This window comes from Rhodocista pekingensis (genome assembly GCF_042665545.1).
Taxonomy (GTDB): Bacteria; Pseudomonadota; Alphaproteobacteria; order Azospirillales; family Azospirillaceae; genus Rhodocista; species Rhodocista pekingensis.
In genome coordinates, this window is sequence record NZ_JBHTCM010000004.1 from 288,928 (window position 1) to 315,289 (window position 26,362).

Here is a 26,362-nt window from a genome sequence, read left to right on the forward strand (position 1 = left end):
CTCCCACCACGGTCCCCGGAACAGAATGAGCAGCGGCACCAACCGTCCGGAACTGGCCAAGTCCCAGGCCGCCTTGAACGCCCAGGGCGGTCCCGTCGTGATCCTGGTCGAACCCCAGATGGGGGAGAACATCGGCGCCTGCGCCCGCGCCATGCTGAACTGCGGGCTGACGGAGCTGCGCCTCGTCAACCCGCGCGACGGCTGGCCGAACGAGAAGGCGGTTTCCGCCTCGGCCGGCGCGACGGAGGTGCTGGACCGCGCGCAGGTCTTTACCGGCACGCGCGAAGCCATCGCCGACCTGCACAAGGTCTATGCGACGGCGGCGCGGGTGCGCGACATGGTGAAGGATATCGTCACCCCGCGCCGCGCCGCCCGCGACCTGCACGCCCATGTCGCTGCCGGGCGCCGGGTCGGCATCCTGTTCGGGCCGGAGCGCACGGGCCTCGTCAACGACGACATCGTGCTGTCGGACACGATGATCTCCGTGCCGCTGAATCCCGGTTTCTCCTCGCTCAACCTCGCCCAGGCCGTGCTGCTGGTGGCCTACGAGTGGTGGATGGAGGCCGCCCAGGCGGAGGAGTTCTACACCCACACCGGCCAGAGCCCCCCGGCGACGAAGGAAGAACTGCACAACCTGTTCGACCATCTGGAGGGGGAACTGGACCAGACCGGCTTCTACACCCATCCGGACAAGAAGCCCTCGATGGTCCGCAACGTGCGCAACACGTTGCAGCGCGCCCACATGACCGAGCAGGAAGTCCGCACCTTCCACGGCATCATCGCCGCCCTGGTGGGGCGCAAGAAACAGCGCGCGCGGACCGAGTAGACCTGTCCGAAGGAGTGCCCCGGAGTTGCCACGGGGCGGCGGCGGTGTCACCCTGTAGGCCGGATCAGAACCGACCGCGGGGCAAAGCCATGCGTGTGGACGCCAGAACGGCACTTCCGACCAGTACAGCCCGCCCGACCGCTCCGGCCCTTGCGGGAAGCGGTAACGGGGCCGTGAGCGGTAGCAGGGTGGGCAGCGGTAGCGGGGTGGGCAGCGCAACGCCGGCCGATGCCGCGGCCGGAACTGCCCCCAGGGAGGACGGGGCGCGGACGGCGCTGGAGACGCTGAAGCGCATCCGCGAGGACATTCCCCGTGCGCTCAGCCAGACCAGCAGCGTAGTCAAGGAAGCGAAGGCCCGCCGGCGGGGCGTGCTGAAGTCCGAGTTGCAGCGCCTGATCGCGCAGGCGCGGTCCATGGCCTCCTTCCTGGAGCCCAAGGCCGCCGCTGCGGCGGCCGCGCGCCTTGCCAAGCAGATCGCCGCCGTGGCGAAGCAGCTCGCTGGCCTTGCCGACACCGGCGGCGGCGCCCTGTCGTCCGCCGCCGCTGCCGCAGCCGTGCCGCAGGGAACGACCGCCGCGGCCGGGGCGGGGGCGGACGGAGAGGCGGAGACGGGCGAGGGGGGCGATGCCGAAGCCGAGGCGAAGGCCGCCGAGGCACAGGCGTCACAGGCCGAGGCGGCCGATGCCGAGCGTGCGGCCGGTGAGGCTGCGGGCGAGGCGGATACTGCCGGCCGTGACGCCTCTGCTGCGGCGGACGCCGCCGCGCGCGACGCTGCCGCGGAGACGTCAGGCGCTCCCTCCGGCTCGACGGACCGCGACGGGACCGACGGACGGCGCGACGACGACGGTGTCCGCGACACGTTGAAGGAAGCGGTGAAGGCCCTGCGCCTGCTCCAGGCGGTGGTGCGCCGCGCGACGGTCGCGCATGGCACCCCGCGGGAAGAGGAGGACTTCGCCCGCATGGAGGCGGAGATCGCGCGGCAGGTGCGGACGGTGGACACCCTGGCCGCCTCCCTGCCGGTCACGACGGGGGTGGACATCCGCGTCTGAGGGCCGCCGCCGGGGACTGCGCTGCGCGCGGACAGGGTCTGCGGGCGTTCACAGGCCCGCCGGATTTGACAGGCCCCCCGGAATCCCCTATATCCGCGACCCTATTCCCGGGAAGGCGGGTGCCGAGCGGTTCGGCGCCCCGTCACCGGCTTTGCCCGTTCCGGTCCGCCTTGGCGGTCGGCAGGGGGAAAGGCGGAGGAACTACCGGGACAACAAGGTGCGCAGGCACCGCCTGATCAGGGCGCACGCGCCCGCGGAGTGAAGATGAGCAAGCGTCAAGAAGCCAAGTACAAGATTGACCGCCGCCTTGGTGTGAACCTCTGGGGTCGCGCCAAGTCCCCGGTCAACAAGCGCGAATACGGTCCGGGTCAGCACGGCCAGCGCCGCAAGAAGCCGTCCGACTACGGCATGCAGCTCATGGCCAAGCAGAAGCTGAAGGGCTACTACGGCAACATCGGCGAGAAGCAGTTCCGCCGGCTGTATCAGGAGGCCGTGCGCCGCAAGGGCGACAGCGGCGAGAACCTGATCCAGCTGCTGGAGCGCCGCCTGGACGCCGTCGTCTACCGCATGAAGTTCGCGGCCACCCCGTTCGCTTCCCGCCAGCTTATCAATCACGGGCACATCCTGGTCAACGGTCGCCGCGTGAACATCCCGTCCTACACGGTGAAGGACGGTGACAGCATTGAGGTGCGCTCCAAGGCGAAGCAGTTCGCCTTCGTCATGGAGGCCGCCGCTTCCGGCGAGCGCGACATCCCCGACTACCTGTCGGTGGACTCGCAGGCGCTGAAGGGCACCTATGTGCGCGCCCCGGGGCTGGCGGACGTGCCGTACCCGGTCCAGATGGAGCCGAATCTGGTCATCGAGTTCTACTCGCGCTGATCCTGGCGCGACGGACATCGACGCGGAAGGCCGCCCCCCGGGGCGGCCTTTTTCGTTTCCGCCTGCCGTCCGCACCGGAGCGTGGGCAGCCGGGCACAGGACGCTGGTCTGCGGCGGCCGGCCGGGCGACCATGGGGCCATGTCCGCACACCCCCGTGGAAAGGTCGCGCGATGATCCGTCCGCTTCTCCTGCTGTTCCTGCTGGTTTTCTCGACAGCCCTGGCCCCGCCGGCCGACGCCGCCTTCAGAAGCGACCGCATCAGCGTCAGCGTCCGCGGCAGCGGCCCCGACGTGGTGCTGATCCCGGGCCTCAGCTCCTCCCCAGAGGTCTGGGAGGGGACGGTCGAGGCCATCCCCGGCTACCGCTATCATCTGATCCAGGTCGCCGGGTTCGCCGGCACGCCGGTGGGGGCGAACGCCGAGGGGCCGGTCGTCGCCCCGGTGGCGGAGGAGATCGCCCGCTACATCACCGAGAGCGGGCTGAAGCGTCCGGCCTTGATCGGGCATTCGCTCGGCGGGCTCTGGGCCATGATGGTGGCGGCGCGTCATCCGGAGACGGCATCACGGGTCATGGTCGTGGACATGCTGCCCTATCTCGGCGCGCTCTACGCGCCGCCGGGCACCCCGCCGGAGGGGGTGCAGGCCATTGCCGCCCAGATCCGTGAGGGGCTGCTGAAGTCCAGCGATGCCGACCGCAAGGCCCGGATTGAGGCGACGATCGCCACCATGGTGCGGGAGGAGGGGCTGCGTGCCCGGCCCGTCGCGCATTCGCTGGCGAGCGACCGGGCCGTCTCTGCCCAGGCCATGTACGAGCTGATCGTCACCGACCTGCGGCCGGAGCTGCCGGCCATCCAGGGTCCGCTGACGGTCCTCTGGGTGCGGGCGCCGAACTCGCCGCTGACGGAGGAGCAACTGGCCGGCGCCTACCGGGCGCTCTACGCCACGGCTCCGGCGGTGACGCTGACGCGCATCCCCGACGCCTACCACTTCATCATGTTCGACCAGCCCGGGATCTTCCAACGTGAAGTCCGGGCCTTTCTCAAGGGCGATTAAGGAAAAGGGGACGGGGCCGGGCGACCGGCCCCGTCCGTTTTGATCCGGCGCCCCTGGTCCGGGCGCTGCCGGTCAGGGTGGTGCTCACCCCGCCTTGTAGTGGATGCCCGTCCCGTCGGGGCCGAGCGGCAGGTCCAGGAGATACCAGCCGATGGTCAGCGCCGTGGAGCCGATACCGAAGGCCAGCGAATAGGGCAGCATCAGGGAAATCAGGCTGCCGATGCCGAAGCCCTTCATGTGGCGGCTGGCGAAGACCACCACCAGCGGGAAGTAGGCCATCAGCGGGGTGATGACGTTGGTGAAGGCATCGCCCATGCGGTAGACGGCCTGACTGAACTCCGGCGACAGGCCCAGCAGCATGAAGATCGGCACGAAGGTCGGCGCCAGCAGCGCCCACTTGGCCGAGGCGCTGCCGATCAGCAGGTTGATCAGACCGGCCAGCAGGATGAAGCCGACGATCAGGGGCGAGCCGGTGATGTGCATCGCCTCCAGCCAGGCCGCCCCGTGTACTGCCAGCCAGGGGCCGAAGTTGGACCAGGAGAACAGGGTGGTGAACTGGCTCATCGCCAGGACCAGGATGATGTAGTAGCCCAGATCCGCCATGCTGGCCGTGGTCATCCGCACCACGTCCTTGTCCGAGCGCACGGCGCCGACCGTGATGCCGTAGACGATGCCGCAGATCAGGAAGGTCAGCGACAGGATGGCGACCATCCCCTTCAGGAAGGGACGCAGCGAGCCCTCGGCGTCGCGCAGGATCGCCCCTTCCGGCACCGTCATCAGGACCAGTCCGATGCTGATGCCCAGGAAGGCCAGCCCGGCGTTGCGCAGGCCCCGGCGCTTCTCCTCCGTCAGGGCGTGCTCGTCAGCATCGTCGCCGATGCCGGCACCGCCCTGCCAGGGGCCCAGCCGCGGCTCGATGATCCGCTCGGAGACGAAGGCGCCGATGAGGGTGAACAGCGGGACGAGCGCCACCATGATGAAGTAGTTGGAGGTGATCATCACCTCGTAGCCCGGTGCGATCAGCCGAGCCGCCTCCTGCGTCAGGCCGGCGAGCTGTGCGTCCAGCGGCGTCGGGAACAGGTTGGCGGAGAAGCCGGCGGAGACGCCGGCGAAGGCTGCCGTCAGGCCTGCGATCGGGTGCCGCCCGGCATTGGCGAAGACGACGGCCGCCAGCGGGATCAGCACCACGTAGCCGGCATCGACCGCCAGACTGGACATGACGCCGGCGAAGACGATGGAGACGGTCAACAGGTGCTGCGGCATCTTCCGCACGAAGCCGGACAGGGCCGCGCCGATCAGGCCGACCTTCTCGGCAAAGCCGACGCCGACCATGGCCAGCAGGACCGTGCCCAGGGGCGCGAAGCCGGTGAAGGTGTGGGGCATCTCCGCCAGCCAGCGGGAGATGATGGCCGGTTGCAGCAGGCTGACGATGGCGATGGGCTCGTGGGTGGTCGGATGCGGCACCGAGGCGCCGGCCAGACCGGCGGCCACCGAGGCCACCACGAGGATCAGCATCATCCAGAGGAACAGGGTGACGGCGTCCGGCAAACGGTTACCGGCGCGTTCGATGACATCAAGGAAACGGTCGGTGAAAGTCTTCGGCATGGAGCCTCCCGGCTAAGTCAGCCGAGGACGATGCCGACTCCGGAGGGCTTCGGCAACCGCCGTTACAACCGTCCGGGTTCCGTCCGCGGGGTGGTCAGGCGAGGCAGCGGAGAGGTGGTCCGTGCAGGCGACCGGTCCTGAAAACGCACGAAGGCCGCGCCAGGAGGCGCGGCCTTCGTCACCGAGATCTCGGGGGAGTCGTTCAGACGTTCTCGGGGACCTCGACGCCCTTCTCCTTGAAGAAGGGAACCAGCTCACCCGATTCGAACATGTCGCGGACGATGTCGCAGCCGCCGACGAATTCGCCCTTCACGTAGAGCTGGGGGATCGTCGGCCAGTTGGTGAACTCCTTGATGCCCTGGCGCAGGGCCGGGTCCACCAGCACGTCGATGCCCTTGAACTTGACGCCGAGGTGGCTCAGCACCTGGACGACGGCGGCGGAGAACCCGCACTGCGGGAAGACCGGCGTTCCCTTCATGTACAGGACGACGTCGTTGTCGGTGATGTCCCGGCGGATACGCTCGTGAACGGTCTGGTCCATCTGTCTGGTTTCCTTCGTGTCCGTCGGTATCCGGCGGTTTTCCGCCCGACCCGACCTGCGGTCGTTCTGGTCCGTCCTGTCTCCGGGGGCGCGACCGACGCGGCGCCACCCGGAACCGTCACGACTTGGGCGCGACGGTGGTCAGGGCAAGGGCATGCAGCTCGTTGCCCATCTGGCCGCGCAGGGCGGCGTAGACCATCTGGTGCTGCTGCACCCGGGTCTTGCCCGCGAAGGCGGGCGATTCGACATAGGCGGCATAATGGTCGCCGTCGCCGCGCAGATCGTCGATGCGGACCACCGCATCGGGAATCCCGTCGCGGATCAGCCGCTCGATCTCCCCCGCATCCATGGCCATGTTTCGTCCCGCCCTCTTGTTCTTGGTCGATTATTGACGGCCCGACCGGGTCACGCCCTGGCGTCGCCCGCCATGTAGGCCGGCAGCCAGCTCTCGTTGGCCCGCTTCAGGTCCGCGACCGATATGATCATGCCAGCGTCACCTGTCAACGCATCGCCGCCGGTGATGCCCAGGTCGGACAGGGGCACCCCGGCCGCGGCGGCCCGCTCCCGGACCAGGGAAGCCTGCTGCGGCGCCACGGTCAGGATGTAGCGCGCCTGGTCCTCGCCGAACAGGAAGCCGGCGTCGCGCTCCTCAAGCCCGCTGATCCGGCAGCCGATGCCCGACGCCATCGCCATCTCCGCCAGGGCGATCAACAGCCCGCCGTCGGAGATGTCGTGGCAGGCCGTGACCAGCCCGTCCGCGATGAGGGCGCGGACGAAGTCGCCGTTGCGCCGCTCCACCTCCAGATCGACCGGCGGCGGCGGGCCGTCCTCGCGGCCCAGCACCTCACGCAGGTAGAGGCTGCGGCCCAGATGACCGGCGCCGTCGCCCACCAGCAGAACGCTCTGGCCCACGGCCTGGAAGGCCAGCGGCACCGCCGTTTCCACATCCTTCAGCAGGCCGACGCCGCCGACCGTGGGGGTCGGCAGGATGCCCTCGCCGTTGGTCTCGTTGTAGAGGCTGACATTGCCCGACACGACGGGGAAGTCCAGCAGGCGGCAGGCCTCGGCCATCCCCTCCACGCAGTCCGCGAACTGGCCCATGATCCGCGGCTTCTCGGGGTTGCCGAAGTTCATGTTGTCGGTGATGGCCAGCGGCTGCGCGCCCGTGGCGGTCAGGTTGCGCCACGCCTCCGCCACCGCCTGCTTGCCGCCCTCGAAGGGATCGGCATGGCAGTAGCGCGGCGTCACGTCGGAGGTGAGCGCCAGACCCTTGGCCGTGCCGTGGACGCGCACGACGGCCGCATCGGCCTGACCCGACATGAACTTCGTGTCGGCCATGACCTGGCTGTCATACTGCTCCCAGATCCAGCGCTTCGAGGCGAGGTCGGGGCAGGCGACCAGCGTCAGCAGCGCCTCCTTCACCGCGGCACCGCGGATCAGCGCCTCCGGCGGCAGGGCAAGCGGGGCCGGCTTCGGCGTCGGCTCGGTCGGGCGGGTGTAGAGCGGCGCCTCGTCGAACAGCGGGGCCAGCTCCAGGTCGCACCACGTCTTGCCGTGCATGCGGATGACGAAGCGGCCGGTGTCGGTCAGGCGCCCGATGACGGCGAAGTCCAGGTCCCACTTCTCGAAGATCCGGCGCGCCTCGTCCTCGCGGCCGGGCTTCAGGACCATGAGCATGCGCTCCTGGGATTCGGAGAGCATGATCTCGTAGGGCGTCATGCCCGTCTCGCGCTGGGGCACGTCGTCCAGGTCCAGCACGATGCCCAGCCCGCCCTTGCCGGCCATCTCCACCGACGAGCTGGTCAGGCCGGCGGCCCCCATGTCCTGGATGGAGACGATGGCGTCCGTCGCCATCAGCTCCAGGCACGCCTCGATCAGCAGCTTCTCGGTGAAGGGATCGCCGACCTGCACGGTCGGGCGCTTCTCCTCGGTGTCCTCGCTGAACTCGGCCGACGACATGGTGGCGCCATGGATGCCGTCGCGGCCGGTCTTGGAGCCGACATAGACCACGGGGTTCCCCACGCCGGCCGCCTTCGAATAGAAGATGCGGTCGACGGGCGCGATGCCCACGGTCATGGCGTTGACCAGGCAGTTGCCGTTGTACGCCTTGTCGAAGTTGGTCTCGCCGCCCACCGTCGGCACGCCCACGCAGTTGCCGTAGTGGCCGATGCCGGCCACGACGCCGGCCACCAGCGAGCGGGTCTTCGGGTGTGCCGGCTCGCCGAAGCGCAGCGCGTTCAGGTTGGCGACGGGGCGGGCGCCCATGGTGAAGACGTCGCGCAGGATGCCGCCGACGCCGGTCGCCGCGCCCTGGAACGGCTCGATGTAGGACGGGTGGTTGTGGCTCTCCATCTTGAAGATGGCGGTCAGCCCGTCGCCGATGTCGATGACGCCCGCATTCTCGCCCGGGCCGCAGATCACCCAGGGCGCCTTGGTCGGGAACTTGCGCAGCCAGACGCGCGACGACTTGTAGGAGCAGTGCTCCGACCACATCACCGAGTAGATGCCCAGTTCGGTGAAGGTCGGGGTGCGGCCGAGGATTTCCAGCAGGCGCCTGTACTCGTCCGGCTTGAAGCCGTGTTCCAGGGCGAGGGCTTCGGTGACCTCGGGTTCCTTGGGAAGCGACACGGTCACGACAGGCTCTCCACCAGGCTATCGAACAGGGCGCGGCCATCGGTGTTGCCGTGCAGCGGCTCGAAGGCGCGCTCGGGGTGCGGCATCATGCCGAGCACCGTGCGGGTTTCGTTGTAGATGCCGGCGATGTTGCGGGCGGCGCCGTTGGGATTGCCCTCCGCATCGGTGGAGCCGGCGACCCCGACATAGCGGAAGGCCACCAGACCTTCGCCCTCCAGCCGGTCCAGCGTCGATGCGTCGGCGACGTAGTTGCCTTCGCCATGGCCGATCGGGATGCGGATCGTCTGGCCCTCGGCGTAGCGCGTGGTGAAGGCGCTGTCCGTCCGCTCGACCCGCAGGGCGACGGTCTTGCAGAGATATTTCAGGGTCCGGTTCCGGATCAGCGCGCCGGGCAGCAGCCCGGCCTCGGTCAGGATCTGGAAGCCGTTGCAGACGCCGATGACGCGGACGCCCTTGGCCGCCCGCTCGCGCACCACCCGCATGATGGGGGAGTGCGCCGCCATCGCCCCGCAGCGCAGATAGTCGCCGTAGGAGAAGCCGCCGGGGATGCCGATGACATCCACCTCGGGCAATTCCGTGTCCTTGTGGAAGACGATGTGCGGCTTGCGGCCGGAGGCCTTCTCGAACGCCACCGCGATGTCGCGGTCGCAGTTCGATCCGGGGAAGACGATGACGGCGGATTTCATGCCGCGGCACCACACTTTCTGAAGGGAAGCGCAGCCCGGAAAGTCCGGCACACGCCGGTCCGGATTTGGCCGCGAAGCTAATGCCTGCACGGGGCGAATGCAAGGAACCCTGTCCGTTCCGCCCGCGCGTCGCAGCGATGGCAGGCCCGCGCGCCGCCCGCCCGCCGGCAGCTCACGTGCCGTCCGCCAGGGCAGGGGCGGCGGCCTGCCGGACGGCGGCGGGAATGCGGAAGCGGAAGGTGGCGCCGGCGCCGGGCGCGCTTTCCACCCAGATGCGGCCGCCCATGCCGTCCACCAGCCGGCGGCAGATGGAAAGGCCCAGCCCGGTGCCCTGCGGCTTGCCGGTCTTGGCCGAGCCGACCTGCCGGAACTTCTCGAACACGGCCTCGTGGTACTCGGGCGCGATGCCGGGGCCGTTGTCGCCGACGGCCACCTCCAGCGTGTGCGGCGCCGGACGCACGGACAGACGCACACGGCCGCCCTCGGCCGGGGCGAACTTCACGGCGTTGGACAAGAGGTTCACCATCACCTGGATCACGCGGTCCCCGTCGCCGAGGGCGGGGGGCAGGCCGTCCGCCGGCAGCTCAAGCTCCAGCGCCACGCCCTTGTCGCGGAAGAGCTGGCGGGTCGAGTCCGCCGCCTCCCGGGCCAGCGCGGCGATGTCCAGGGTCGTGATGTGCCAGTCGATCTCCCCGGCCTCGATCTTCGCCATGTCCAGTACCTGGTTGATCAGGCGGGTCAGGCGCTCGCTCTCCTTGATGATGGTGGCGAGGAACTGCTGGCGCTGCTCCTCCGGCAGCTCGGGCGTGTCGTAGAGGATCTCCGACAAGGCACGGACGGAGGTGAGCGGCGTGCGCAGCTCGTGCGTCACGGTGGAGAGGAAGTCGTCCTTCATCCGGTCCAGCTCCATCAGCCGGACATTGGCGGCGGACAGGGCCTCCGTTGCGCGCTCCAGTTCGGCGGACTTCTGCTCCAGCCGGCGGCTGTACTCGATGACATGGCTGGTCTCGTCCAGCATGCGCAGAAGCTCGGGCTGGCCGACCTCCGCCCGGCCGACGGCGGACGCCAGGGCCACGCGGGCGCTGGCCGCCCCGATGGCGCCGGCCAGCAGCCGCTCCGCCCGCCGGATCAGGTCGGCATCGGCCAGCGCGCCGGCGGACAGGGGCTGCTGCCGCCCGACCGCCATCTCCTGGAACGCCTGTTCGGAGCGCTCCGGGCCGAGGAAGCGGGCCAGCAGGGTCTGGAGTTCCCCCACCGTCGCCTGTCCGCGCCAGATGCCGGCGGGTTCCTCCTGCTGGAAGACCTCCACGAAGGCCGTGGCCTGCGCCCGCTCGCCCCGGTCGGGCCGGTCCAGGACGGAGACGCCGACATAGAACCCGATGTTCGCCACCATGCTCCAGAACAGGCTGTGCGCCAGCGGCACCATTCCCTGCAATCCGAACAGTTCGTGCGGATTCAGCCAGTCCAGCCCGAACGGCGCCTCCAGGAACTCGACCGGCAGCCAGCCGGAGCGGGCGAAGGAGGGCAGCAGCAGGGTGTAGAGCCAGACCAGCGTGCCGCCGCCCAGTCCCGCCAGCGCGCCGCGGCGTGTGCCCCCGGCCCAGAACAGGCCACCGATCAGCGCCGGGGCGAACTGGGCCACGGCGGCGAAGGAGATCAGGCCGATGGAGACCAGCGCATAGGCGCTGCCGGCCGCCCGGAAGTAGAGATAGCCCAGCAGCAGCAGCACGACGATGGCGACGCGGCGGACCACCAGCATCAGCCGGCCCAGATCCTGCACCCGCGACAGCGACTGCTGCCGCCAGCGCAGCAGCAGCGGCAGCACCAGATCGTTGGAGACCATGGTGGCCAGCGCCACCGTCTCCACGATGATCATGCCGGTGGCGGCGGACAGGCCGCCGATGAAGGCGGCCATGGCCAGCACCTCCCACCCCGCCGCCAGCGGCAGGGACAGCACCATCATGTCCGGGTCCATCCCGATCCGCGGCAGGGTCAGCAGCCCCGCCAGCGCGATCGGCACGACGAACAGGTTGATCAGCAGCAGATAGAGCGGGAAGACCCAGAGCGCCCGGTTCAGGTGCCGCTCGTCGGTGTTCTCCACCACCATGACCTGGAACTGCCGCGGCAGGCAGATGGCCGCGGCCATGGACAGCAGCATCGCCGCAATCCAGTTGCCGCCGCCGAAGGCGGGCTCGATCGTGAACAGCCGTGCCGTCTCCGGGTCGGACAGCGCGCGCTCCACCATGTCGGCCGGCCCCTCGAAGACGCCCCAGACGACGGCGACGCCCACGGCCACGAAGGCCAGCAGCTTCACCAGACTCTCGAAGGCGACGGCGGTGACAAGGCCCGGATGGTGCTCCGAGGCGTCGATGGAGCGGGTGCCGAACATGATGGCGAAGGCCGCCATGATCAGCGCGACCCAGAGCCCGGTGTCGGCCAGGACCGAGGGTGCGGCCTGCGGCGGGCCGCCGGTCAGGACCTGGAAGCTGACGGAGATGGCCTTGAGCTGGAGGGCGATGTAGGGCGTGATCCCCACCACCGCCACCAGGGCGACCAGCCCGCCGAGGAGCTGGCTACGCCCGTAGCGGGCGGCGATGAAGTCGGCGATGGAGGTGGAGCGCTGCCGGTGCGCGATGCGCAGGATCTTGGTCAGCAGCACCAGCCCCAGCGTCATCACGAGGGTCGGGCCGAGATAGATCGGCAGGAAACCGACCCCGTCCGTCGCCGTCCGTCCGACGCTGCCGTAGAAGGTCCAGCTCGTGCAGAACACGGCCAGCGAGAGCGCGTAGACATAGGGACCGGAGATCGGCCCTCCGGCCGCGGCCCGGCGGTCCGCGCCGTAGGCGATGGCGAACAGCAGCAGGATGTAGACAAGGCCGACGGCGATGACGATAGGAGCGGGGATCATCCGCGCCCCCCGGCCCCGCTGTCGGGATGGCTGTCGGGACGGCTGTCAGGACCGCTGCCGGGGTGGTCGCGTTCCACCGCCAGGGCGACCAGCAGGATCAGCAGACTCCAGGCCCCGAAGATCCAGACCAGCAGCACCGACAGTCCGAAGACCGTTGTCGGCTTGTCGAAGGCGGTCAGCAGCGGCGGGTTGAAGGCCAGCAGGCCGAAGCCGAACAGCGCCGCCATCCGGGCCAGCCGGGGCTTCTCCTCCCGTGGCGGACGTTCCCCGGCCATCAGAAGGCCCGCCCCCGCGCCACCAGCTCGACCGCCATGTTCGAGCGGCGGATCGCGTCGTCCAGGGTGCGGATGCCCTGGGTCTCCAGCATCTCCATGAGCCGCAGGAAGATGGCGGCCGTCATCAGGCTGTCGCCCATGGCCGAGTGCCGGTCCACCACCCCGATCCCCAGGCGGGTGGCCAGCCCGTCCAGGGAATGCTCGCCGTGTTCGCCCTGGATCTGGCGGGACAGGATCATGGTGTCCAGCACCGGCCCGTCGAAGCGGACGCCGGCGGCGCGCTGTTTCAGGCGCAGGAACTTGAGGTCGAAGGCGGCGTTGTGCGCGACCAGCACCGCGTCGCCGACGAAGGCGCGGAACTGCGGCAGGACCGCTTCCGCCCGCGGCGCCTCCGCCACCATGGCGTCGGTGATGCCGTGGATGGCGGCCGACGCCGCCGGGATCGTCCTTCCGGGATTGATCAAGGTCTGGAAGGTCTCCCCGGTCAGGATGCGGCCGTTGACGATGCGGACCCCGGCCAGGGCTACCATCTCGTCCCCCTGGCTGGGGTTCAGCCCCGTCGTCTCCGTATCGAAGACGACATAGGACAGGCTGCGCAACGGCTGACGGGCGAGGGAACCCTCGGGCAGCGGCTGGTGCAGCAGGTCGAAATCGAAGAACTCCGGCCGCGGTGCCGGGCCGCCCCCGCGACGGCCATGCGCCTCCTGCGGCCGGGGCAGGGGCAGCCGCAGCTTGGCGCAGCCCTCCTTGTGGCGGACGCACCAGAGATCGCTGCTGTGCAGTTCCAGGATGTCGCCCACGGTCAGGCCGGCCAGCGCCTCCGGCAGCGGATCGGCGCGCCACTGGTTCAGCCGGGCGGCCCCCAGTGGCTCCCCGGTCCAGGTCAGATCGGCGAAGACGAAGCGCCGCTCCGGATCGGCCTCCACGGACAGGTCGAACTGGCGCCGGCCGGTCGCCTCCGCCACCCGGTCGGCCAGATGGGAGAGCAGCAGGACGAGGCTGTAGCTGTCGCCGTGCAGCCAGTCGGGCAGGCCGGTCGGGATCAGCTCCGGCCCGTCGGCCCCCAGGCTGCGTTCCGCCACCAGGGCGAACAGATTGCCCGAATGGATGTCCTCCATCGGCCAGGAGGCGGTGATGCCGGCGCGGTACTCGTGGGTGATCCGCTCCAGCGTCCGGTTCAGGGCCTGCGAGGATTCCGCGATGATGCCGTCGAACGGCGCCCGCTCCTCCGCGGCGAGGTCGGGATGGTCCGCCAGCGCCCCGACGGCGGCGCCCAGGTTGGCGAGCGGCTGGCGCACATCCTCCGTCGCCGAGCGCAGCAGGGCGTCGCGGCGGGCGAGGGAGGCCAGTTCCACCGTGGCATCCTCCACGGTGACGACATAGCCCGTCACCTCGTCGCCCTCGCCCAGGATCGCCGCCATCCGGCAGTGCAGCAGGCGGCCTTCCGCCGTCGCGGCCACGAAGCCGGCCGTGCTGCCGTCGGCATGGTCGCGGTGGCGGCCGTCACGGATGCGGCGGAGCAGCCGCTCCAGCGTGTGCTGCACCGGCTGGCGGCTGACGAGGTGCAGCAGCGACCGCCCGAGCCCGAGGTCGGCGGTGGCCGGCAGCATGGCCCGTACCGCCTCGTTGTAGAGCAGGATCTGGTGGCGCAGGTTGCAGACCAGCACCCCTTCGTGCAGGTCGCGCAGCAGGGCGGCCAGCCGGTCCGACAGATCCGCCGCCCGCCGGGTCGCCTCGGCCACGGCGCGCTCCCGGTCGGCCCGCACGGCAGCCAGCCGACCGGAGAGGTCGGCGACGGCGGCGGCCAGCGGCGACAGCGCCCCGAACCCCGTGTCGGTGGTCAGGGACATCTCACCGCCCGCCTGCGCCAGCATCCGCACCTCCGCCTCCAGCCGGCGGGCCGGGGCGAGGAGCTGGCGCTGCATCACCAGCCAGAGCAGGCCCAGGAACAGCGCAGTGCCGAAGGCCGCCGCGGTCCCGATGGCCGCCGCGGGCACGTCCGTGCCTTGTTCGGAAAGCAACAGGGGCAGGGTGAAGGCGAAGACGACCGCCGCCGCCGCGATGCCGGAGAACAGCGCGCCGGGGCCGGGGCCGCGCTTCATGCGGCCGAGCCGGTGGCGCCGGCGGCATCCAGGTGCCGCCGCACCGTCTCCACCAGTTCGCGGGTGGAGAACGGCTTCGTCACATAGTCGTTGGCACCCAGGGCCAGCCCCTTCTGCCGCTCCACCTCGCGGCTCCGGGCCGTCAGCATGATCACCGGGATGCCGGCCCAGGCGGGATTCGACCGGATCTCCTGGCAGACGTCGTAGCCGTCGCGCTCCGGCATCATCGCGTCCAGGAGGACGAGGTCCGGTGCCTCCTCCGTCATGGCGGGAAGTACCGCCCCGCCGGTCGTGACGACGCGGACGCGGAAGCCGGCCTTCTTCAGGATGAATTCGAGCGACAGGACGATGCTGGGCTCGTCATCCGCCACCAGGATGCTGCGGACGGACGGAGCATGGCTGTCGGGCGCACGGGTCGTCATGTCGGGCCTGTTCCTCCAGCCGCCGTCCTCTGCCGGGAATGCCGGCCCGGGTTGCTCCCGGGTGGGAAGTCGGCTCTTACCCTGCCACTGTAGGCTGGGCTTCCCGCAGCGATCAATACTCCAGCGGAGCCAGAGACTATCCGAGCAGCCGCTCCAGCACTTCCGCCAGGATCAGGAGGGCGACCAGCAGGCCGGCGAAGGAAATCGCCATGGACAGGACGGCGCAGGTATAGCCGACCAGGAGTGCCGCGCCGTCCTGCTCCATCAGCGCCACGGCGATGACGGCGATGGCAATGGCGGGGAACAGGTTCCCCAGCGGGATCGGCAGGATCAGGATGACGGCCAGCAGGAACACCACGAACCCCGCCGCGCGCTCCGCCCAGCCGGCCACCAGGGCGGGGAGGCGGGGGCGGGAGAGGCGCTCCAGGCGCCGGAGCCAGGGATCGGCACGGCGGACGACGCCCAGCAGGTCGGCCCGGGAGAACGACCGGTTCCGTAACGACCGGGGAAGCCAGGGCCGGTCTCCCCCGACCAGGAGCTGCAACGCGAACAGCAGGATCGGCAGGCCCGTGACGGTGCTGACGCCCGGCGGTCCCGGAATGCAGTTGGGCAGGGCGCAGAGCAGGATCAGCACGCCGAAGGCCCGGTCGCCCAGGCCGTCGATCAACTCGCCGATGCTGACGCGGTCCGGACCGGCCGACGACAGCAGCGCCGTTAGCATGTCGGAGGTGCGTTGCTGCGGTTCTATGGTGTCCCCGATGCGGCCCCTGGCCGCCCAACAGCCGCGATACCGGTCGAAGATAGCGGAAGCCGGACGGACTCCAAGGCCCGTCGCGGCCCCCTATCCGGAAGTCGCGCCGTGAGAGATGCCGGGTCAGGCAGCGGCGTCGGCCGGACCCTGCTTCGCCGATTCGCCGCCGCGCCGGATCGCCGGCAGGTAGAGCAGGATCGAGGCCGCGACGTAGATCGAGGAGAAGGTCCCCACCAGGATGCCCCAGAACAGGGCCAGGGTGAAGTTGTGCAGGGCGCTGCCGCCGAACAGCAGCAGCGGAAGGATGGCCAGCAGCGTCGTGCCGCTGGTCAGGATCGTGCGGCCCAGGGTCTGGTTCACCGACATGTTGATGATCGTCTTCAGGTCGGCGGACTTGTGCTTGCGCATCTGCTCACGCATCCGGTCGAAGACGACGACGGTGTCGTTGATCGAATAGCCCGCCAGCGTCAGCAGGGCCGCCACGGCCGTGAGATCGAACTCCAGTTGCAGGACGATGAACAGACCGAGCGTCACGAACACGTCGTGGAAGGTCGCGATCAGGGCCGCCACGCCGAACTGCCATTCGAAGCGGAACGCGACATAGGCGGCGATCGCCAGGATCGCCAGCACCGTGGCGATCGCCCCCTGGCGCATCAGCTCACCCCCCACCCGGGGGCCGACCAGCTCGACCCGGCGGTACTCGTAGGCGTCGCCCAGCGCGGTCCTGACCTTCTGCACGGCCTCGTTCTGGGCGGCGTCCCCGCCCTCCTGCTGCTGCACGCGGATCAGCACGTCGTTCGGGCCGCCGAACTGCTGGAGCTGCACCTCGCCGAGGCCCAGACCGCCGAGCTGCTGGCGTAGCGCGGCCGTATCGATGGTCTGCTGCGCCCGCGCCTCGATCAGGATGCCGCCGCGGAAGTCGATGCCCAGATTGAGCCCCGGGGAGAACAGGCCGCCGACGGTGATGAGGATCAGGATCAGGGAGATGCCGAACCCGAAGAAACGCCATTTCGCGAAATCGATGGCGGTATTGTCGGGAACCAAACGGAGCGGCTTCATGGTCTGCTGACGATCCTGGTCGCGGGAACGGAAGCGGTCGCGGCGCACTATAGCGACGCGCCACCCCTGGCGCGACGCCTTTTGCATGCCGGAAAGGCCCGACGCAAGGGGGATGCGGCGGAGGGTCCCGCCGGGGCGCCCGGCGGGTGTGGATTGCGGGTGTTGCCGGCGGGCGCGACCGACGGGTGTGACAGGAAGCGGGAACGGGGCGGGGGGCGGGCTGTTTCCCAGGACGTCCCCTCCCTGCCTTCGACCCGAGGATCACGATGTCCCGATCGCCGTCCGCCGCCGCGCTGGCCCTCGCCATCCTGCTGGCCGTCCTTCCCGGCGCTGGCATGGCCCAGACGGCCGAGGGGCCGCGGCCGGACGGGACGGAGGGAACGGCGCGTCCGCCGGCGGACGGTCCTGGCCGCCCGGGGTCCGGTCGCCTGGAGGCGGAGGGTCGCGACCGCCTGCCCGCCGTGCCGGAGCCGTCCCAGGCCTACCGCGGCGTTCCCGGACCCGCCGGCGGCGCCGTGCCGGGCGAGGGCCGCGTCTTCGCCGAGGAACTCAAGGACTACGCGGTCCATCTGGCCGACACGGAGGAGTTCGGAACCGTGGCACAGGTGGTCCTGAACCTGGAGACCGGTCGGCTCGAACGCATCCTGGTGGCGACCGGCGGTCTTCTGGGCGTCGGGGAGACGCGCTATGCCATCCAGTGGGAGAAGGTCGTCGCCGTCGATACCGGCGGCCGCGAGTTGCGCGTCGCCATGACCCGGGCGGAACTGGGGCCGCAGGAACAGGCCTTCGACAGCGGCGGGGACGCGCGGCAGCGCTAGGTCGCGGGCTCGGGAGAGGGTGGAAAAGGAAAGGGCCGCCCCGGACGGGACGGCCCTGACCTTCGAACCGGAACGATGCCGACGGATCAGGCGGCCCGGCGGATCTCCAGGCGGCTCCAGACGTCCAGCAGCGCGTCGACGAAATGGTCCATCTTCGCGTCGTCGTGGAACGGCGTCGGGGTGATGCGCAGCCGCTCCGTCCCGCGGGGAACGGTCGGGTAGTTGATCGGCTGCACATAGATGTTGTGGAGCCGCAGCAGGTCGTCGCTGGCCTGCTTGCACAGGCGCGCGTCGCCGACCAGCACCGGAACGATGTGGCTGACCGACGGCAGCACCGGCAGCCCGGCCTGGGAGAGGCGGCGCTTCAGGGTCGCCGCGCGCTCCTGGTGCCTCTCGCGCAGCTCGTTGTGCTCCTTCAGGAAGCGCACGCTGGCGGCGGCACCGGCGGCGAGCACCGGGGCGAGCGAGGTGGTGAAGATGAAGCTGGAGGCGAAGCTGCGGACGCAGTCCACCAGGGCGCTGGAGCCCGTGATGTAGCCGCCCATGACGCCGATCGCCTTGCCCAGCGTGCCTTCGATGACCGTCAGGCGGTGCATCACGCCGTCACGCTCGGCCACGCCGGCACCGCGCTGGCCGTACATGCCCACCGCATGGACCTCGTCCAGGTAGGTCATGGCGCCGTGCTTTTCGGCCACATCGCAGATCTCGGCGATCGGGGCGATGTCGCCGTCCATGGAGTAAACGGACTCGAACGCCACCAGCTTCGGCCGCTCCTTCGGGTAGCGGGCCAGGAGCTGGTCGAGGTGCTCGGGGTCGTTGTGCCGGAAGATGTGCTTCTCGGCGCCGCTGTGCCGGATGCCCTCGATCATCGAGGCGTGGTTCAGGGCGTCGGAGAAGATCACGCAGTCCGGCAGCAGGCGCGGCAGGGTGCTCAGCGTCGCCTCGTTGCTGATGTAGCCCGAGGTGAAGAGCAGCGCGCTCTCCTTGCCGTGCAGGTCGGCGAGTTCCTGCTCCAGCAGCACGTGGTAGTGGTTCGTGCCGGAGATGTTGCGGGTGCCGCCGGCACCGGCGCCGCACTTGTGCAGCGCGTCGATCATGGACCCGATCACCACCGGGTGCTGGCCCATGCCGAGATAGTCGTTGGAGCACCAGACGGTCACGTCACGCGGAGTCGCCTCGGGCTCGGGGAAGAACGAGGCGACCGGGAATTCGCCGACGCGCCGCTCAAGATCGGCGAAGACGCGGTAGCGTCCCTCCCGCTTGAGGCCGTCGATCTGGCTCTTGAAGAAGCTCTCGTAATCCATGGGCCCTGCGTCCTAATGGCCATCGATTTCCACCCCGGCCGGAGCGGCCCGTACACGCCGTATCGGCGGTGGGGCACTCCGTTCACCGGAGGTCGCGCGGCCTCACGTCGCGCTCGATCAACATGATCCCTCGGGAAACCAGGGAGCGTTGATGTCGGTCAATTCTTTGGTCCGTCGGCGGGGCCTGCGCAAGTCCGCAATTCCCCGCCGAGCGCGGCGGTTGGTCACGCCGGACGGAAGCGGTGCTCGTGTTCCAGCCAGGCGGTGGTGTCGTCGAGCGCCCGCCCGAAGCGGGCGACCAGCTCGTCAACCTCCTCCGGCGTGATGATCAGCGGCGGGGAGAATCCCAGCGTGTCCCCGATCGGGCGCAGGATGACGCCATGGCCCTGGGCGAACCCGGCCAGCCGGGCGGCGACGCCCAGCTTCGGGTCGAAGGGCTGCCGGGTCGCCTTGTCCGCCACCAGCTCGACGCCGGCGATCAGGCCGACACCGCGCACCTCCCCCACCAGCGGATGGGAGCGGAAGCGGCCCAGCGCCTCCTGCAAGCGCGCGCCCACGGTGCGGGCATGCGCGACGAGGTCCCGTTCCTCATAGATCTTCAGCGTCTCCAGGGCGACGGCGCAGCTCACCGGATGGCCGGAATAGGTGTAGCCGTGGCCGAACACGCCGATCTTCTCGGACTCCGTCACGCAGGCCCGGTAGATCGGCTCGCTGACCAGCACGGCCGACAGCGGCATGTAGGCCGAGGTGAGCGCCTTCGCCATGGTCATGATGTCGGGCTTCAGGCCGAAGGTCTCGCTGCCGAACATGGCGCCGGTCCGGCCGAAGCCGCAGATCACCTCGTCCGCGATCAGCAGCACGTCGTACTTCCGCAGCACGGCCTGCACCTTCTCGAAATAGGTCCGCGGCGGCACGATGACGCCGCCGGCCCCCATCACCGGCTCGGCGATGAAGGCGGCCACCGTCTCCGGCCCTTCGCGCTGGATCAGCGCCTCCAGGCTGGCGGCAAGGCGGCTGGCGAACGCCTCCTCGTCCTCGCCCTCCTCGTGGAAGCGGTACCAGTGCGGGCAGTCGGTGTGCAGGATGCGGTCGATCGGCAGGTCGAAGTCGCGGTGGTTGTTCGGCAGGCCGGTCAGGCTGGCCGAGGCGACGGTGACCCCGTGATAGGCCTTGATGCGGCCGATGATCTTCTTCTTCTGCGGCCGGCCCAGGGCGTTGTTGTAGTACCAGACCAGCTTGACCGCGGTGTCGTTCGCCTCGGACCCGGAGCAGGCGAAGAAGGCCTTGCTCATCGGCACCGGGGCCAGGGCGACCAGCTTCTCCGCCAGCTCGATCCCGGGCTCGTGCGACTTGTGGGCGAAGGCGTGGTAGAACGGCAGGGTGCGGAGCTGCCGCACCGCCGCCTCCACCAGCCGCGGCTCGTCGAAGCCCAGCGACGTACACCAGAGGCCGGCCACGCCCTCGATATACTCCCGACCGGCATCGTCCACGACGGTGACGCCGCGGCCCCCGGTGATGACCATGGGGCCGACGGATTCGTGCGCCTTCAGGTTCGTGTAGGGATGCAGCAGCGAGGCGATGTCCCGGCTGGCGATGGAATTGCCGAGATGGGGGGCAGTGGAGGGCATGATGGGTTCCGTCCCGTTCAGTCGAGAGAACGGGCGGAATGGTGCGACGCCGGTTGCGCTTTGTCACGCCTCCGGAAGGGAAGGCGGAGCTGCGCTCAGCCCACGGCCGCCCGCCGTCCGGTCAGGGCGGGCAGAAGCTGGCCGACGCGGGCAACGGCGCGCTCGATCCGCTCCGGCGGGTGCGCCGCGAAGCCGAGCACCAGCCCGCCGCCCTCCGCCGGGCCGGCATGGAAGTCCGACAGCGCCGCCAGCTCGATCCCCGCGGCGGCGGCGCGGGCCTGGAGCGCCCGGTCGCCAGCACCTGTCCGGCTGTCCAGCCGGCCGAGCAGATGCAGGCCGGCCGGGGCCGGTGCCACCTCGATGCCGCCGGCCCAGTGCCGCCGGGCCGCCTCCACCAGGGCCTGCTGGCGCTCCTCCGCCGCGCAGCGGGCCCGGCGCAGATGCGCGGCCAGCCGCCCCTCGGCGATGAAGTCGTGCAGCGCCATCTGCTCGGCCACCGGCACGGACAGGTCCAGCAGCGTCCGCAGCCGTGCCGCCTCCGCCGCCAGCGCCGGGGGAACGACCAGCCAGGCGACGCGCAGGGCGGGGGCGACCATGCGCTCCAGCGTGCCCAGATGCAGCACCCGCCCGGCCTCGTCCAGCCCGGCGAGGGACAGCAGCGGCCGACCCTCGTAGCGGTAGCCGCCGTCGCTGTCGTCCTCCAGCAGCCACGCCCCGGACCGCTGCGTCCAGGCCAGCAGCGCCAGCCGGCGCCGCAGCGGCATGGTGCCGCCCAGCGGGAACTGCCAGGCCGGGGAGACGACGGCCAGCCGCGGCTCCGCCAGCAGCCGGCGACCGCGCTCGGGGTCCAGGCCGTCGGCATCCACCGGGACCGCGACCGGGCGCAGGCCGCGCCCCTCCATCAGGGCCCGCAGCCGGGGACAGCCCGGCTCCTCCAGCCAGACCGGATCGCCTGGCCGCAGCAGCAGGGCCGCGGCCAGGGACGCGGCCGCGGTGCGGCCGGGCAGGACGAGGATCTGGTCGGCCTCGCAGCGGATGCCGCGCGACGCCTGGAGATGCGCTGCCAGGACGCGGCGCAGCGGCAGCCAGCCGCCGGCACCGTCGCGCTCCTGCATGGCGGCGCCGGAGCTGCGCCAGCGCTTCGCCAGCAGCTTCTGCCAGCCGTCGGCATCGAACAGGTCCCCCGGCGGCAGGCCGGGGCGGAAGGGCTGCACCGCTTCGGCCGCGGCGGCGCGGGATGAGGCCGCCCGTCCGGCCGTGTCGGCCAGCCGCAGGGCGGGGGTCATCATCTCGTCGGGCAGGACGCGGGCGACATAGGTGCCGGACCCGACCCGCGCCTCCAGATAGCCCTCGGCGGCCAGCCGGTCGATGGCGGCCACCACCGTGTTGCGGGAGACGTCCAGGTCCCGGGCCAGGGTCCGTGTCGAAGGCAGGCGCTCGCCGGGCCGCAGGGCGCCCCCGACGATCGCTTCGCGCAGCCGCTCGAACAGGCGGTGCTGGAGGGGGCCTTGGCCGTCGTCGAACAGGGCGAGCAGGGGACCTTGCGAGACCTTCATGCGGATGCGGCTCCGGGTCTTGGCGCCGGCGGGCCAGCCCCCGGAACAGGAGCGGGAAACCCGTCGGAGCGGGTCGATACCGGCGGGCGGCCTTGCGGGAGGAACCGCCCGCCGGATCGGGGTGAGGGGCGGCCGGCTGACCGGGGTTGGCCGCCCCCCGTCTCCACCGGACGGGGCAGTCCGGCGGAAGCTCTGACGCGGCTGCCGCTCCCGGGTGGGGAAGGGATGGCGGCCGCCGCGACAGGGAAAGCTAAGCACCCGGGCTTTGCTGGCGTTTGTCGGGCGGCCGCGGGATTTGAAACAGTTCGTTTCCCGGGTGGCCCGGCGTTACGCTGTGGTAACAACTCGTCTGTCGGCACCCTTTCGGAGCGGCGGTACTATCGGGCCATGACGGACTCCCTGCATCTTCTCATCGTCGATGACGACCGCGAGATCCGCGATCTCCTGACCCGGTATCTGGCCCGGCACGGTTACCGTGTCACCGCGGCCAAGGACGGGCAGGAGATGCGCCGGTATCTCGCGGACCGGAACATCGACCTGGTCGTGCTGGATCTGATGCTGCCGGGCGAGGACGGGCTGTCGCTCTGCCGCGCCATCCGCGCCGACGGCGGCCCGCCGGTGGTCATGCTCTCCGCCATGGGAGAGGATGCGGACCGCATCCTGGGGCTGGAGATCGGTGCTGACGACTACCTGCCCAAGCCCTTCAACCCGCGCGAACTGGTGGCCCGCATCAAGGCGGTGCTGCGCCGGGTGCAGACCCCCGGAGCGACGCCCGCCAACGGCGCCGGGGCGCTGGCCTTCTGCGGCTACGTGCTGGACCAGGCGCAGCGCCGGCTGACCGACCCGCAGGGGGCGGAGGTGACGCTGACCGCCGGCGAATACGAGCTGCTGGTGGCGCTGGCGACGCGGCCGCGCCGGGTGCTCTCCCGCGACGACCTGCTGGAGATCACCCGCGGGCGCTCGGCCGGTCCGTTCGACCGCTCCATCGACGTGCAGATCAGCCGGCTGCGGCGCAAGATCGAGCGCGATCCCGCCGACCCGGCCATCATCAAGACCGTCCGTTCCGGCGGCTACATCTTCTCGCCCGAGGTGACCCCGCAATGAGAGCGCTGACGGATCGGATGTCCTATTCGATCTTCGCCGTGCTGGTCGGCGGCATCCTGCTGTCGCAGGCCATCGCGCTCGGCCTCTACCGCACGGACAGGGCCGAGGCCGTGGCCGACGCGGAAGGGGGGCAGCTCGCCAACTGCCTGGACGGCATGGTCGGCGCGATCGAGGAGCAGCCGCCCGAGGTGCGCACGATGATCCTGCGCAACCTCAAGGAACGTCAGGTCACGATCCGCACCAACGCCGGTCACGAGGTGGTGCTGGACGTCTACGAGCGCAGCAGCCTGCCGAAGCGGGACATCTCCCCGGCCGTGTCCGTGCCGCCCTTCGGGCTGGTCACGACGCCCCCGCCGGAGCCGAAGACGATCCAGGTCAGCCGCCAGATGAAGGACGGCACCTGGATGAAGTTCTACGCCCCGGTGACGGCGACGGACGCGCTGCGCGAACCGGGCTTCCTCGCCTCGCTGGCCGGCAGCGCCGCCGTCGCCATCCTGCTCTCGGCCTGGGTGCTGGGCTTCACGACGCGGCCGTTGCGCCGCTTCGCCGCCGCCGCCGACCGGCTGGGCGTGGACATGAACGCCCCGTCGCTGGACGAGGCTGGCCCGCGCGAGGTGCGGCTGGCCGCCAGCGCCTTCAACAAGATGCAGCGCCGGCTGAAGGCGTTCGTGGAGGACCGCACGCGCATGCTGGCGGCGATCAGCCACGACCTGCGCACGCCGCTGACCCGGATGCGCCTGCGCGCCGAGTTCATCGACGACGACACGGTGCGCGAAAAGATGCTGGAGGACCTCCAGGAGATGGAGGCCATGATCGGCGCCACGCTGGCCTTCGCCCGCGAGGAGGCGAGCCAGGAGGCGATCGAACCGCTGGATCTCGGTTCCCTGGTGGCCAAGCTGGCCGAGTCCGCGCGCGAGGCCGGGCATCCCGTCGGTCTGGTCCCGCCCGCCTGCCCGGTGCGGATCATGGGCCGGCGCACCGCGCTGAAGCGGGCGCTGGGCAACCTGATGGACAATGCCGTGAAGTACGGCGGTGCCGCCGAGGTTGGCCTGATCTGTACGGGGGAGAGCGTCGTCGTCACCATCGACGATCACGGTCCGGGCATTCCGGAGGCGGAGATGGAGAACGTCTTCCGGCCGTTCTACCGGCTGGAGGCGTCGCGCTCCCGCGATACCGGCGGGACCGGGCTGGGCCTGTCCGTCGCCAACGACGTGGTCCGCGCCCATGGCGGGGAGATCCGGCTGTCCAACCGGCCGGAAGGGGGGCTGCGGGTCGCCGTCGTGCTGCCGCTGGAGACGGCGGGGCGCTGAGATCGGCCGGCCGTGACGGGCCGGATTCCCCCCCGTTTCCGCCTGTTGGCGGGTAGTGTGGCGACGCACCATCTGATAGGGTGCGCGCTTCTGTCCGCGAGGCCCAGGAACCGATCCCGATGCCGATCCTGAACCGCATTGCCGAGTTCCATGACGAGATGACCGCGTGGCGTCGGGACTTCCACGCCCATCCGGAGATCGCCTTCGAGGAGCACCGGACTTCCGCCGCCGTCGCGGCCCGGCTGGAGGAATGGGGCATCGAGGTCCACCGGGGCATCGCGGGCACCGGCGTCGTCGGGGTCCTGCACGGGGCCGGCGGACCCACCGGCCGCTCCATCGGGCTGCGCGCCGACATGGACGCGCTGCCGATGGAGGAGGACAACGACTTCGCCCACCGCTCCACCGTGCCGGGGAAGATGCATGGCTGCGGCCATGACGGCCACACCACCATGCTGCTGGGGGCCGCAAAGTACCTGGCCGAGACGCGGCGGTTCGACGGCACCGTGCATTTCATCTTCCAGCCGGCGGAGGAAGGGGCCGGCGGCGGCAAGCGCATGGTGGAAGAGGGGCTGTTCCAGCGCTTTCCCTGCGACATGGTCTTCGGCCTGCACAACTGGCCGGAGCTGGAGCCGGGCCGGATGGCCGTGCGCAGCGGCCCGGTGATGGCCGGCGCCGACAAGTTCGAGATCACGGTGACGGGCCATGGCGGCCACGCCGCCCTGCCGCACCACACCGTGGACCCCGTCGTGGTCGCGGCGCAGATGGTGCTGGCGATCCAGACCCTGGTCAGCCGCAATGTCAGCCCCACGGAGGCGGGCGTCGTCTCCGTCACCCAGATCCAGGCGGGCAGCGCCTTCAACGTCATCCCGGGCGAGGTGGTGCTGCGCGGCACCGTCCGCGCCCTGACCAACGAGGTCCGCACCCTGCTGGAGTCCGGCCTGCGCCGGATCGTGGATACGCTGCCGGCCGCCTTCGGCGCCGAGGCGTCGCTGAACTACATCGCGGGCTACCCGCCCACCATCAACGCCGACGGCCCCAGCGAGCTGTCCGCCGCCGTGGCGGCGGCGCTGCTGGGGAGCGAGCGGGTGCTGCGCGATGTCGGTCCCAGCATGGGGGCGGAGGACTTCGCCTTCATGCTGAATGAACGGCCGGGCAGCTATGCCTGGATCGGCCAGGGTGGCTCGGCGCTCGGCTGCATGCTTCACAATGCGCGCTATGACTTCAACGACGAGATCCTGCCCATCGGTGCCAGCTACTGGGCGCTCCTGGTGGAGACGGCCCTGCCGCGGGAAGACGCGCGTGCCGCTGCGGAATGAGGGCCGGCGGGCGCCGCTGCCGGCGCTCTGCCTGTTGCTGGCCGGAAGCCTGACCGGGTGCGCCTCGGCCACCAACTGGCTGGCCGGCGAGCCTCCCCCGGCGGTGATGGCGGAGATGCGGGACATCGCCTCTCCCGGCCTTGTCGGCCGCGGCTCCTGGGCGGGAGCCGTCAGCAATGCGCAGAGCGCCAGCTTCCTGGTCGCGCGGACGGAGGCCGAGTGGCGGGCGCTCTGGGATCTGGTCGGCCAGCCGCCTCCGGCGAAGCTGCCGGACCGGCTGATGGCGCTGGCGGTCTTCCTCGGCACGCGGACGACCGCGGGCTACGGGGTGGAGATCGTCGATGTCCGGCTGGAACGGCGACCGGGCCAGCGCGACCGACTGCTGGTGCGCTACCGGGAGACGGAGCCGCCGCCCGGCGGCGCCCGGGCGCAGATGCTGACCTCTCCCTATACCATCGTCATGGTCGATCGCAGCGAGGCCGCGGCCCGCTATTCCCGCGTGCCGTGAGCGGCGGCGGCCCGCGCCGCCGCTCCGG

The 26,362-nt window shown here is 70.6% G+C and carries 23 protein-coding genes; 9 read left to right on the forward strand and 14 right to left on the reverse strand.

The features are described 5' to 3' along the window. The first annotated feature begins 25 nt into the window (after positions 1 to 25). From ACFQPS_RS01885 to ACFQPS_RS01900, 4 genes are all read left to right on the forward strand, one after another. Positions 26 to 826: an RNA methyltransferase gene (locus tag ACFQPS_RS01885; protein WP_377355971.1), complete on the forward strand. Its 801-nt coding sequence runs from the start codon at positions 26 to 28 to the stop codon at positions 824 to 826. Positions 827 to 999: 173 nt separating this feature from the next. After that, complete coding sequence (locus ACFQPS_RS01890) at positions 1,000 to 1,875, forward strand: hypothetical protein (protein ID WP_377355973.1); 876 nt, start codon at positions 1,000 to 1,002, stop codon at positions 1,873 to 1,875. A 264-nt stretch (positions 1,876 to 2,139) separates the two neighbouring features. Beyond that, positions 2,140 to 2,754, forward strand: coding sequence for a 30S ribosomal protein S4 (gene rpsD / locus ACFQPS_RS01895; protein ID WP_012566194.1), 615 nt, complete (start codon positions 2,140 to 2,142; stop codon positions 2,752 to 2,754). A 171-nt stretch (positions 2,755 to 2,925) separates the two neighbouring features. Further along, complete coding sequence (locus ACFQPS_RS01900; RefSeq protein ID WP_377355975.1) at positions 2,926 to 3,807, forward strand: alpha/beta fold hydrolase; 882 nt, start codon at positions 2,926 to 2,928, stop codon at positions 3,805 to 3,807. Between the two features lie 84 nt (positions 3,808 to 3,891). Here the strand turns inward: ACFQPS_RS01900 and ACFQPS_RS01905 are convergent, their stop codons facing one another. The 11 genes from ACFQPS_RS01905 to secF all read right to left on the reverse strand — a co-directional run bounded on the left by ACFQPS_RS01905 (position 3,892) and on the right by secF (position 16,790). Continuing rightward, positions 3,892 to 5,412 (reverse strand): AbgT family transporter, encoded by a 1,521-nt coding sequence (locus ACFQPS_RS01905; protein ID WP_377355977.1) that lies wholly within the window; start codon positions 5,410 to 5,412, stop codon positions 3,892 to 3,894. Between the two features lie 202 nt (positions 5,413 to 5,614). Further along, complete coding sequence (gene grxD, locus ACFQPS_RS01910; protein ID WP_377355978.1) at positions 5,615 to 5,953, reverse strand: Grx4 family monothiol glutaredoxin; 339 nt, start codon at positions 5,951 to 5,953, stop codon at positions 5,615 to 5,617. Between the two features lie 118 nt (positions 5,954 to 6,071). Then, the gene (locus ACFQPS_RS01915; protein WP_377355980.1) at positions 6,072 to 6,308 is read right to left on the reverse strand and encodes a BolA family protein; all 237 of its coding nucleotides are present in this window, start codon (positions 6,306 to 6,308) and stop codon (positions 6,072 to 6,074) included. 50 nt (positions 6,309 to 6,358) lie between these two features. Next, on the reverse strand, positions 6,359 to 8,587 hold the full coding sequence (gene purL / locus ACFQPS_RS01920; protein ID WP_377355982.1) for a phosphoribosylformylglycinamidine synthase subunit PurL: 2,229 nt from the start codon (positions 8,585 to 8,587) through the stop codon (positions 6,359 to 6,361). After that, positions 8,584 to 9,273, reverse strand: a complete 690-nt coding sequence (gene purQ, locus ACFQPS_RS01925; protein WP_377355984.1) for a phosphoribosylformylglycinamidine synthase subunit PurQ — start codon at positions 9,271 to 9,273, stop codon at positions 8,584 to 8,586. The genes purL and purQ overlap by 4 nt, the downstream gene beginning before the upstream one ends. 172 nt (positions 9,274 to 9,445) lie before the next feature. After that, the gene (locus ACFQPS_RS01930; RefSeq protein ID WP_377355985.1) at positions 9,446 to 12,181 is read right to left on the reverse strand and encodes an ATP-binding protein; all 2,736 of its coding nucleotides are present in this window, start codon (positions 12,179 to 12,181) and stop codon (positions 9,446 to 9,448) included. Beyond that, positions 12,178 to 12,456 carry a hypothetical protein gene (locus ACFQPS_RS01935; protein WP_377355987.1) on the reverse strand — a complete coding sequence of 93 codons (279 nt, stop codon included), beginning with the start codon at positions 12,454 to 12,456 and terminating at the stop codon, positions 12,178 to 12,180. The genes ACFQPS_RS01930 and ACFQPS_RS01935 overlap by 4 nt, the downstream gene beginning before the upstream one ends. After that, positions 12,456 to 14,558, reverse strand: a complete 2,103-nt coding sequence (locus ACFQPS_RS01940; protein WP_377355989.1) for a 3'-5' exonuclease — start codon at positions 14,556 to 14,558, stop codon at positions 12,456 to 12,458. The genes ACFQPS_RS01935 and ACFQPS_RS01940 overlap by 1 nt, the downstream gene beginning before the upstream one ends. Continuing rightward, a complete protein-coding gene (locus tag ACFQPS_RS01945) occupies positions 14,555 to 14,980 on the reverse strand; it encodes a response regulator transcription factor (RefSeq protein ID WP_377355991.1) in 426 nt (141 codons plus the stop codon). The genes ACFQPS_RS01940 and ACFQPS_RS01945 overlap by 4 nt, the downstream gene beginning before the upstream one ends. 136 nt (positions 14,981 to 15,116) lie before the next feature. Continuing rightward, positions 15,117 to 15,701, reverse strand: a complete 585-nt coding sequence (locus tag ACFQPS_RS01950; protein WP_377355993.1) for an exopolysaccharide biosynthesis protein — start codon at positions 15,699 to 15,701, stop codon at positions 15,117 to 15,119. A 153-nt stretch (positions 15,702 to 15,854) separates the two neighbouring features. Then, on the reverse strand, positions 15,855 to 16,790 hold the full coding sequence (secF, locus tag ACFQPS_RS01955) for a protein translocase subunit SecF (protein WP_377355995.1): 936 nt from the start codon (positions 16,788 to 16,790) through the stop codon (positions 15,855 to 15,857). Between the two features lie 266 nt (positions 16,791 to 17,056). Between secF and ACFQPS_RS01960 the strand changes: the two genes are divergently transcribed. After that, positions 17,057 to 17,608 carry a PRC-barrel domain-containing protein gene (locus ACFQPS_RS01960; protein WP_377355997.1) on the forward strand — a complete coding sequence of 184 codons (552 nt, stop codon included), beginning with the start codon at positions 17,057 to 17,059 and terminating at the stop codon, positions 17,606 to 17,608. A gap of 86 nt (positions 17,609 to 17,694) precedes the next feature. On the opposite strand, the gene hemA is transcribed toward ACFQPS_RS01960, so the two are convergent. The 3 genes from hemA to pdxR form a co-directional block, all read right to left on the reverse strand. Further along, positions 17,695 to 18,912: a 5-aminolevulinate synthase gene (gene hemA, locus ACFQPS_RS01965; protein ID WP_377355999.1), complete on the reverse strand. Its 1,218-nt coding sequence runs from the start codon at positions 18,910 to 18,912 to the stop codon at positions 17,695 to 17,697. Between the two features lie 224 nt (positions 18,913 to 19,136). Further along, positions 19,137 to 20,540 carry an aspartate aminotransferase family protein gene (locus tag ACFQPS_RS01970; protein WP_377356000.1) on the reverse strand — a complete coding sequence of 468 codons (1,404 nt, stop codon included), beginning with the start codon at positions 20,538 to 20,540 and terminating at the stop codon, positions 19,137 to 19,139. Positions 20,541 to 20,635: 95 nt separating this feature from the next. Beyond that, entirely contained in the window at positions 20,636 to 22,096 is a 1,461-nt protein-coding gene (gene pdxR / locus ACFQPS_RS01975; RefSeq protein ID WP_377356002.1) for a MocR-like pyridoxine biosynthesis transcription factor PdxR, read from the reverse strand. 387 nt (positions 22,097 to 22,483) lie between these two features. Here pdxR and ACFQPS_RS01980 point away from each other — a divergent pair, with 387 nt between their 5' ends. The 4 genes from ACFQPS_RS01980 to ACFQPS_RS01995 all read left to right on the forward strand — a co-directional run bounded on the left by ACFQPS_RS01980 (position 22,484) and on the right by ACFQPS_RS01995 (position 26,334). Beyond that, a complete protein-coding gene (locus ACFQPS_RS01980) occupies positions 22,484 to 23,200 on the forward strand; it encodes a response regulator (protein WP_377356004.1) in 717 nt (238 codons plus the stop codon). Then, on the forward strand, positions 23,197 to 24,510 hold the full coding sequence (locus ACFQPS_RS01985) for an ATP-binding protein (RefSeq protein ID WP_377356006.1): 1,314 nt from the start codon (positions 23,197 to 23,199) through the stop codon (positions 24,508 to 24,510). The genes ACFQPS_RS01980 and ACFQPS_RS01985 overlap by 4 nt, the downstream gene beginning before the upstream one ends. 119 nt (positions 24,511 to 24,629) lie before the next feature. Further along, complete coding sequence (locus ACFQPS_RS01990; RefSeq protein WP_377356007.1) at positions 24,630 to 25,826, forward strand: M20 aminoacylase family protein; 1,197 nt, start codon at positions 24,630 to 24,632, stop codon at positions 25,824 to 25,826. After that, complete coding sequence (locus ACFQPS_RS01995; protein ID WP_377356009.1) at positions 25,810 to 26,334, forward strand: protease complex subunit PrcB family protein; 525 nt, start codon at positions 25,810 to 25,812, stop codon at positions 26,332 to 26,334. Before ACFQPS_RS01990 ends, ACFQPS_RS01995 begins: the two co-directional genes overlap by 17 nt. Positions 26,335 to 26,362: the final 28 nt, after the last annotated feature.

What these genes read in the sequence shown, in the direction of transcription:
- ACFQPS_RS01985 (WP_377356006.1), top strand. Translation starts at nt 23,197, where the DNA reads ATGAGAGCGCTGACGGATCGGATGTCCTATTCGATCTTCGCCGTGCTG.
- hemA (WP_377355999.1), bottom strand. Translation starts at nt 18,912, where the DNA reads ATGGATTACGAGAGCTTCTTCAAGAGCCAGATCGACGGCCTCAAGCGG.
- ACFQPS_RS01930 (WP_377355985.1), bottom strand. Translation starts at nt 12,181, where the DNA reads ATGATCCCCGCTCCTATCGTCATCGCCGTCGGCCTTGTCTACATCCTG.
- purQ (WP_377355984.1), bottom strand. Translation starts at nt 9,273, where the DNA reads ATGAAATCCGCCGTCATCGTCTTCCCCGGATCGAACTGCGACCGCGAC.
- ACFQPS_RS01990 (WP_377356007.1), top strand. Translation starts at nt 24,630, where the DNA reads ATGCCGATCCTGAACCGCATTGCCGAGTTCCATGACGAGATGACCGCG.
- ACFQPS_RS01960 (WP_377355997.1), top strand. Translation starts at nt 17,057, where the DNA reads ATGTCCCGATCGCCGTCCGCCGCCGCGCTGGCCCTCGCCATCCTGCTG.
- ACFQPS_RS01900 (WP_377355975.1), top strand. Translation starts at nt 2,926, where the DNA reads ATGATCCGTCCGCTTCTCCTGCTGTTCCTGCTGGTTTTCTCGACAGCC.
- ACFQPS_RS01950 (WP_377355993.1), bottom strand. Translation starts at nt 15,701, where the DNA reads ATGCTAACGGCGCTGCTGTCGTCGGCCGGTCCGGACCGCGTCAGCATC.
- ACFQPS_RS01970 (WP_377356000.1), bottom strand. Translation starts at nt 20,540, where the DNA reads ATGCCCTCCACTGCCCCCCATCTCGGCAATTCCATCGCCAGCCGGGAC.
- secF (WP_377355995.1), bottom strand. Translation starts at nt 16,790, where the DNA reads ATGAAGCCGCTCCGTTTGGTTCCCGACAATACCGCCATCGATTTCGCG.
- grxD (WP_377355978.1), bottom strand. Translation starts at nt 5,953, where the DNA reads ATGGACCAGACCGTTCACGAGCGTATCCGCCGGGACATCACCGACAAC.
- pdxR (WP_377356002.1), bottom strand. Translation starts at nt 22,096, where the DNA reads ATGAAGGTCTCGCAAGGTCCCCTGCTCGCCCTGTTCGACGACGGCCAA.
- ACFQPS_RS01905 (WP_377355977.1), bottom strand. Translation starts at nt 5,412, where the DNA reads ATGCCGAAGACTTTCACCGACCGTTTCCTTGATGTCATCGAACGCGCC.
- rpsD (WP_012566194.1), top strand. Translation starts at nt 2,140, where the DNA reads ATGAGCAAGCGTCAAGAAGCCAAGTACAAGATTGACCGCCGCCTTGGT.
- ACFQPS_RS01940 (WP_377355989.1), bottom strand. Translation starts at nt 14,558, where the DNA reads ATGAAGCGCGGCCCCGGCCCCGGCGCGCTGTTCTCCGGCATCGCGGCG.
- ACFQPS_RS01945 (WP_377355991.1), bottom strand. Translation starts at nt 14,980, where the DNA reads ATGACGACCCGTGCGCCCGACAGCCATGCTCCGTCCGTCCGCAGCATC.
- ACFQPS_RS01980 (WP_377356004.1), top strand. Translation starts at nt 22,484, where the DNA reads ATGACGGACTCCCTGCATCTTCTCATCGTCGATGACGACCGCGAGATC.
- ACFQPS_RS01885 (WP_377355971.1), top strand. Translation starts at nt 26, where the DNA reads ATGAGCAGCGGCACCAACCGTCCGGAACTGGCCAAGTCCCAGGCCGCC.
- ACFQPS_RS01915 (WP_377355980.1), bottom strand. Translation starts at nt 6,308, where the DNA reads ATGGCCATGGATGCGGGGGAGATCGAGCGGCTGATCCGCGACGGGATT.
- ACFQPS_RS01935 (WP_377355987.1), bottom strand. Translation starts at nt 12,456, where the DNA reads ATGGCCGGGGAACGTCCGCCACGGGAGGAGAAGCCCCGGCTGGCCCGG.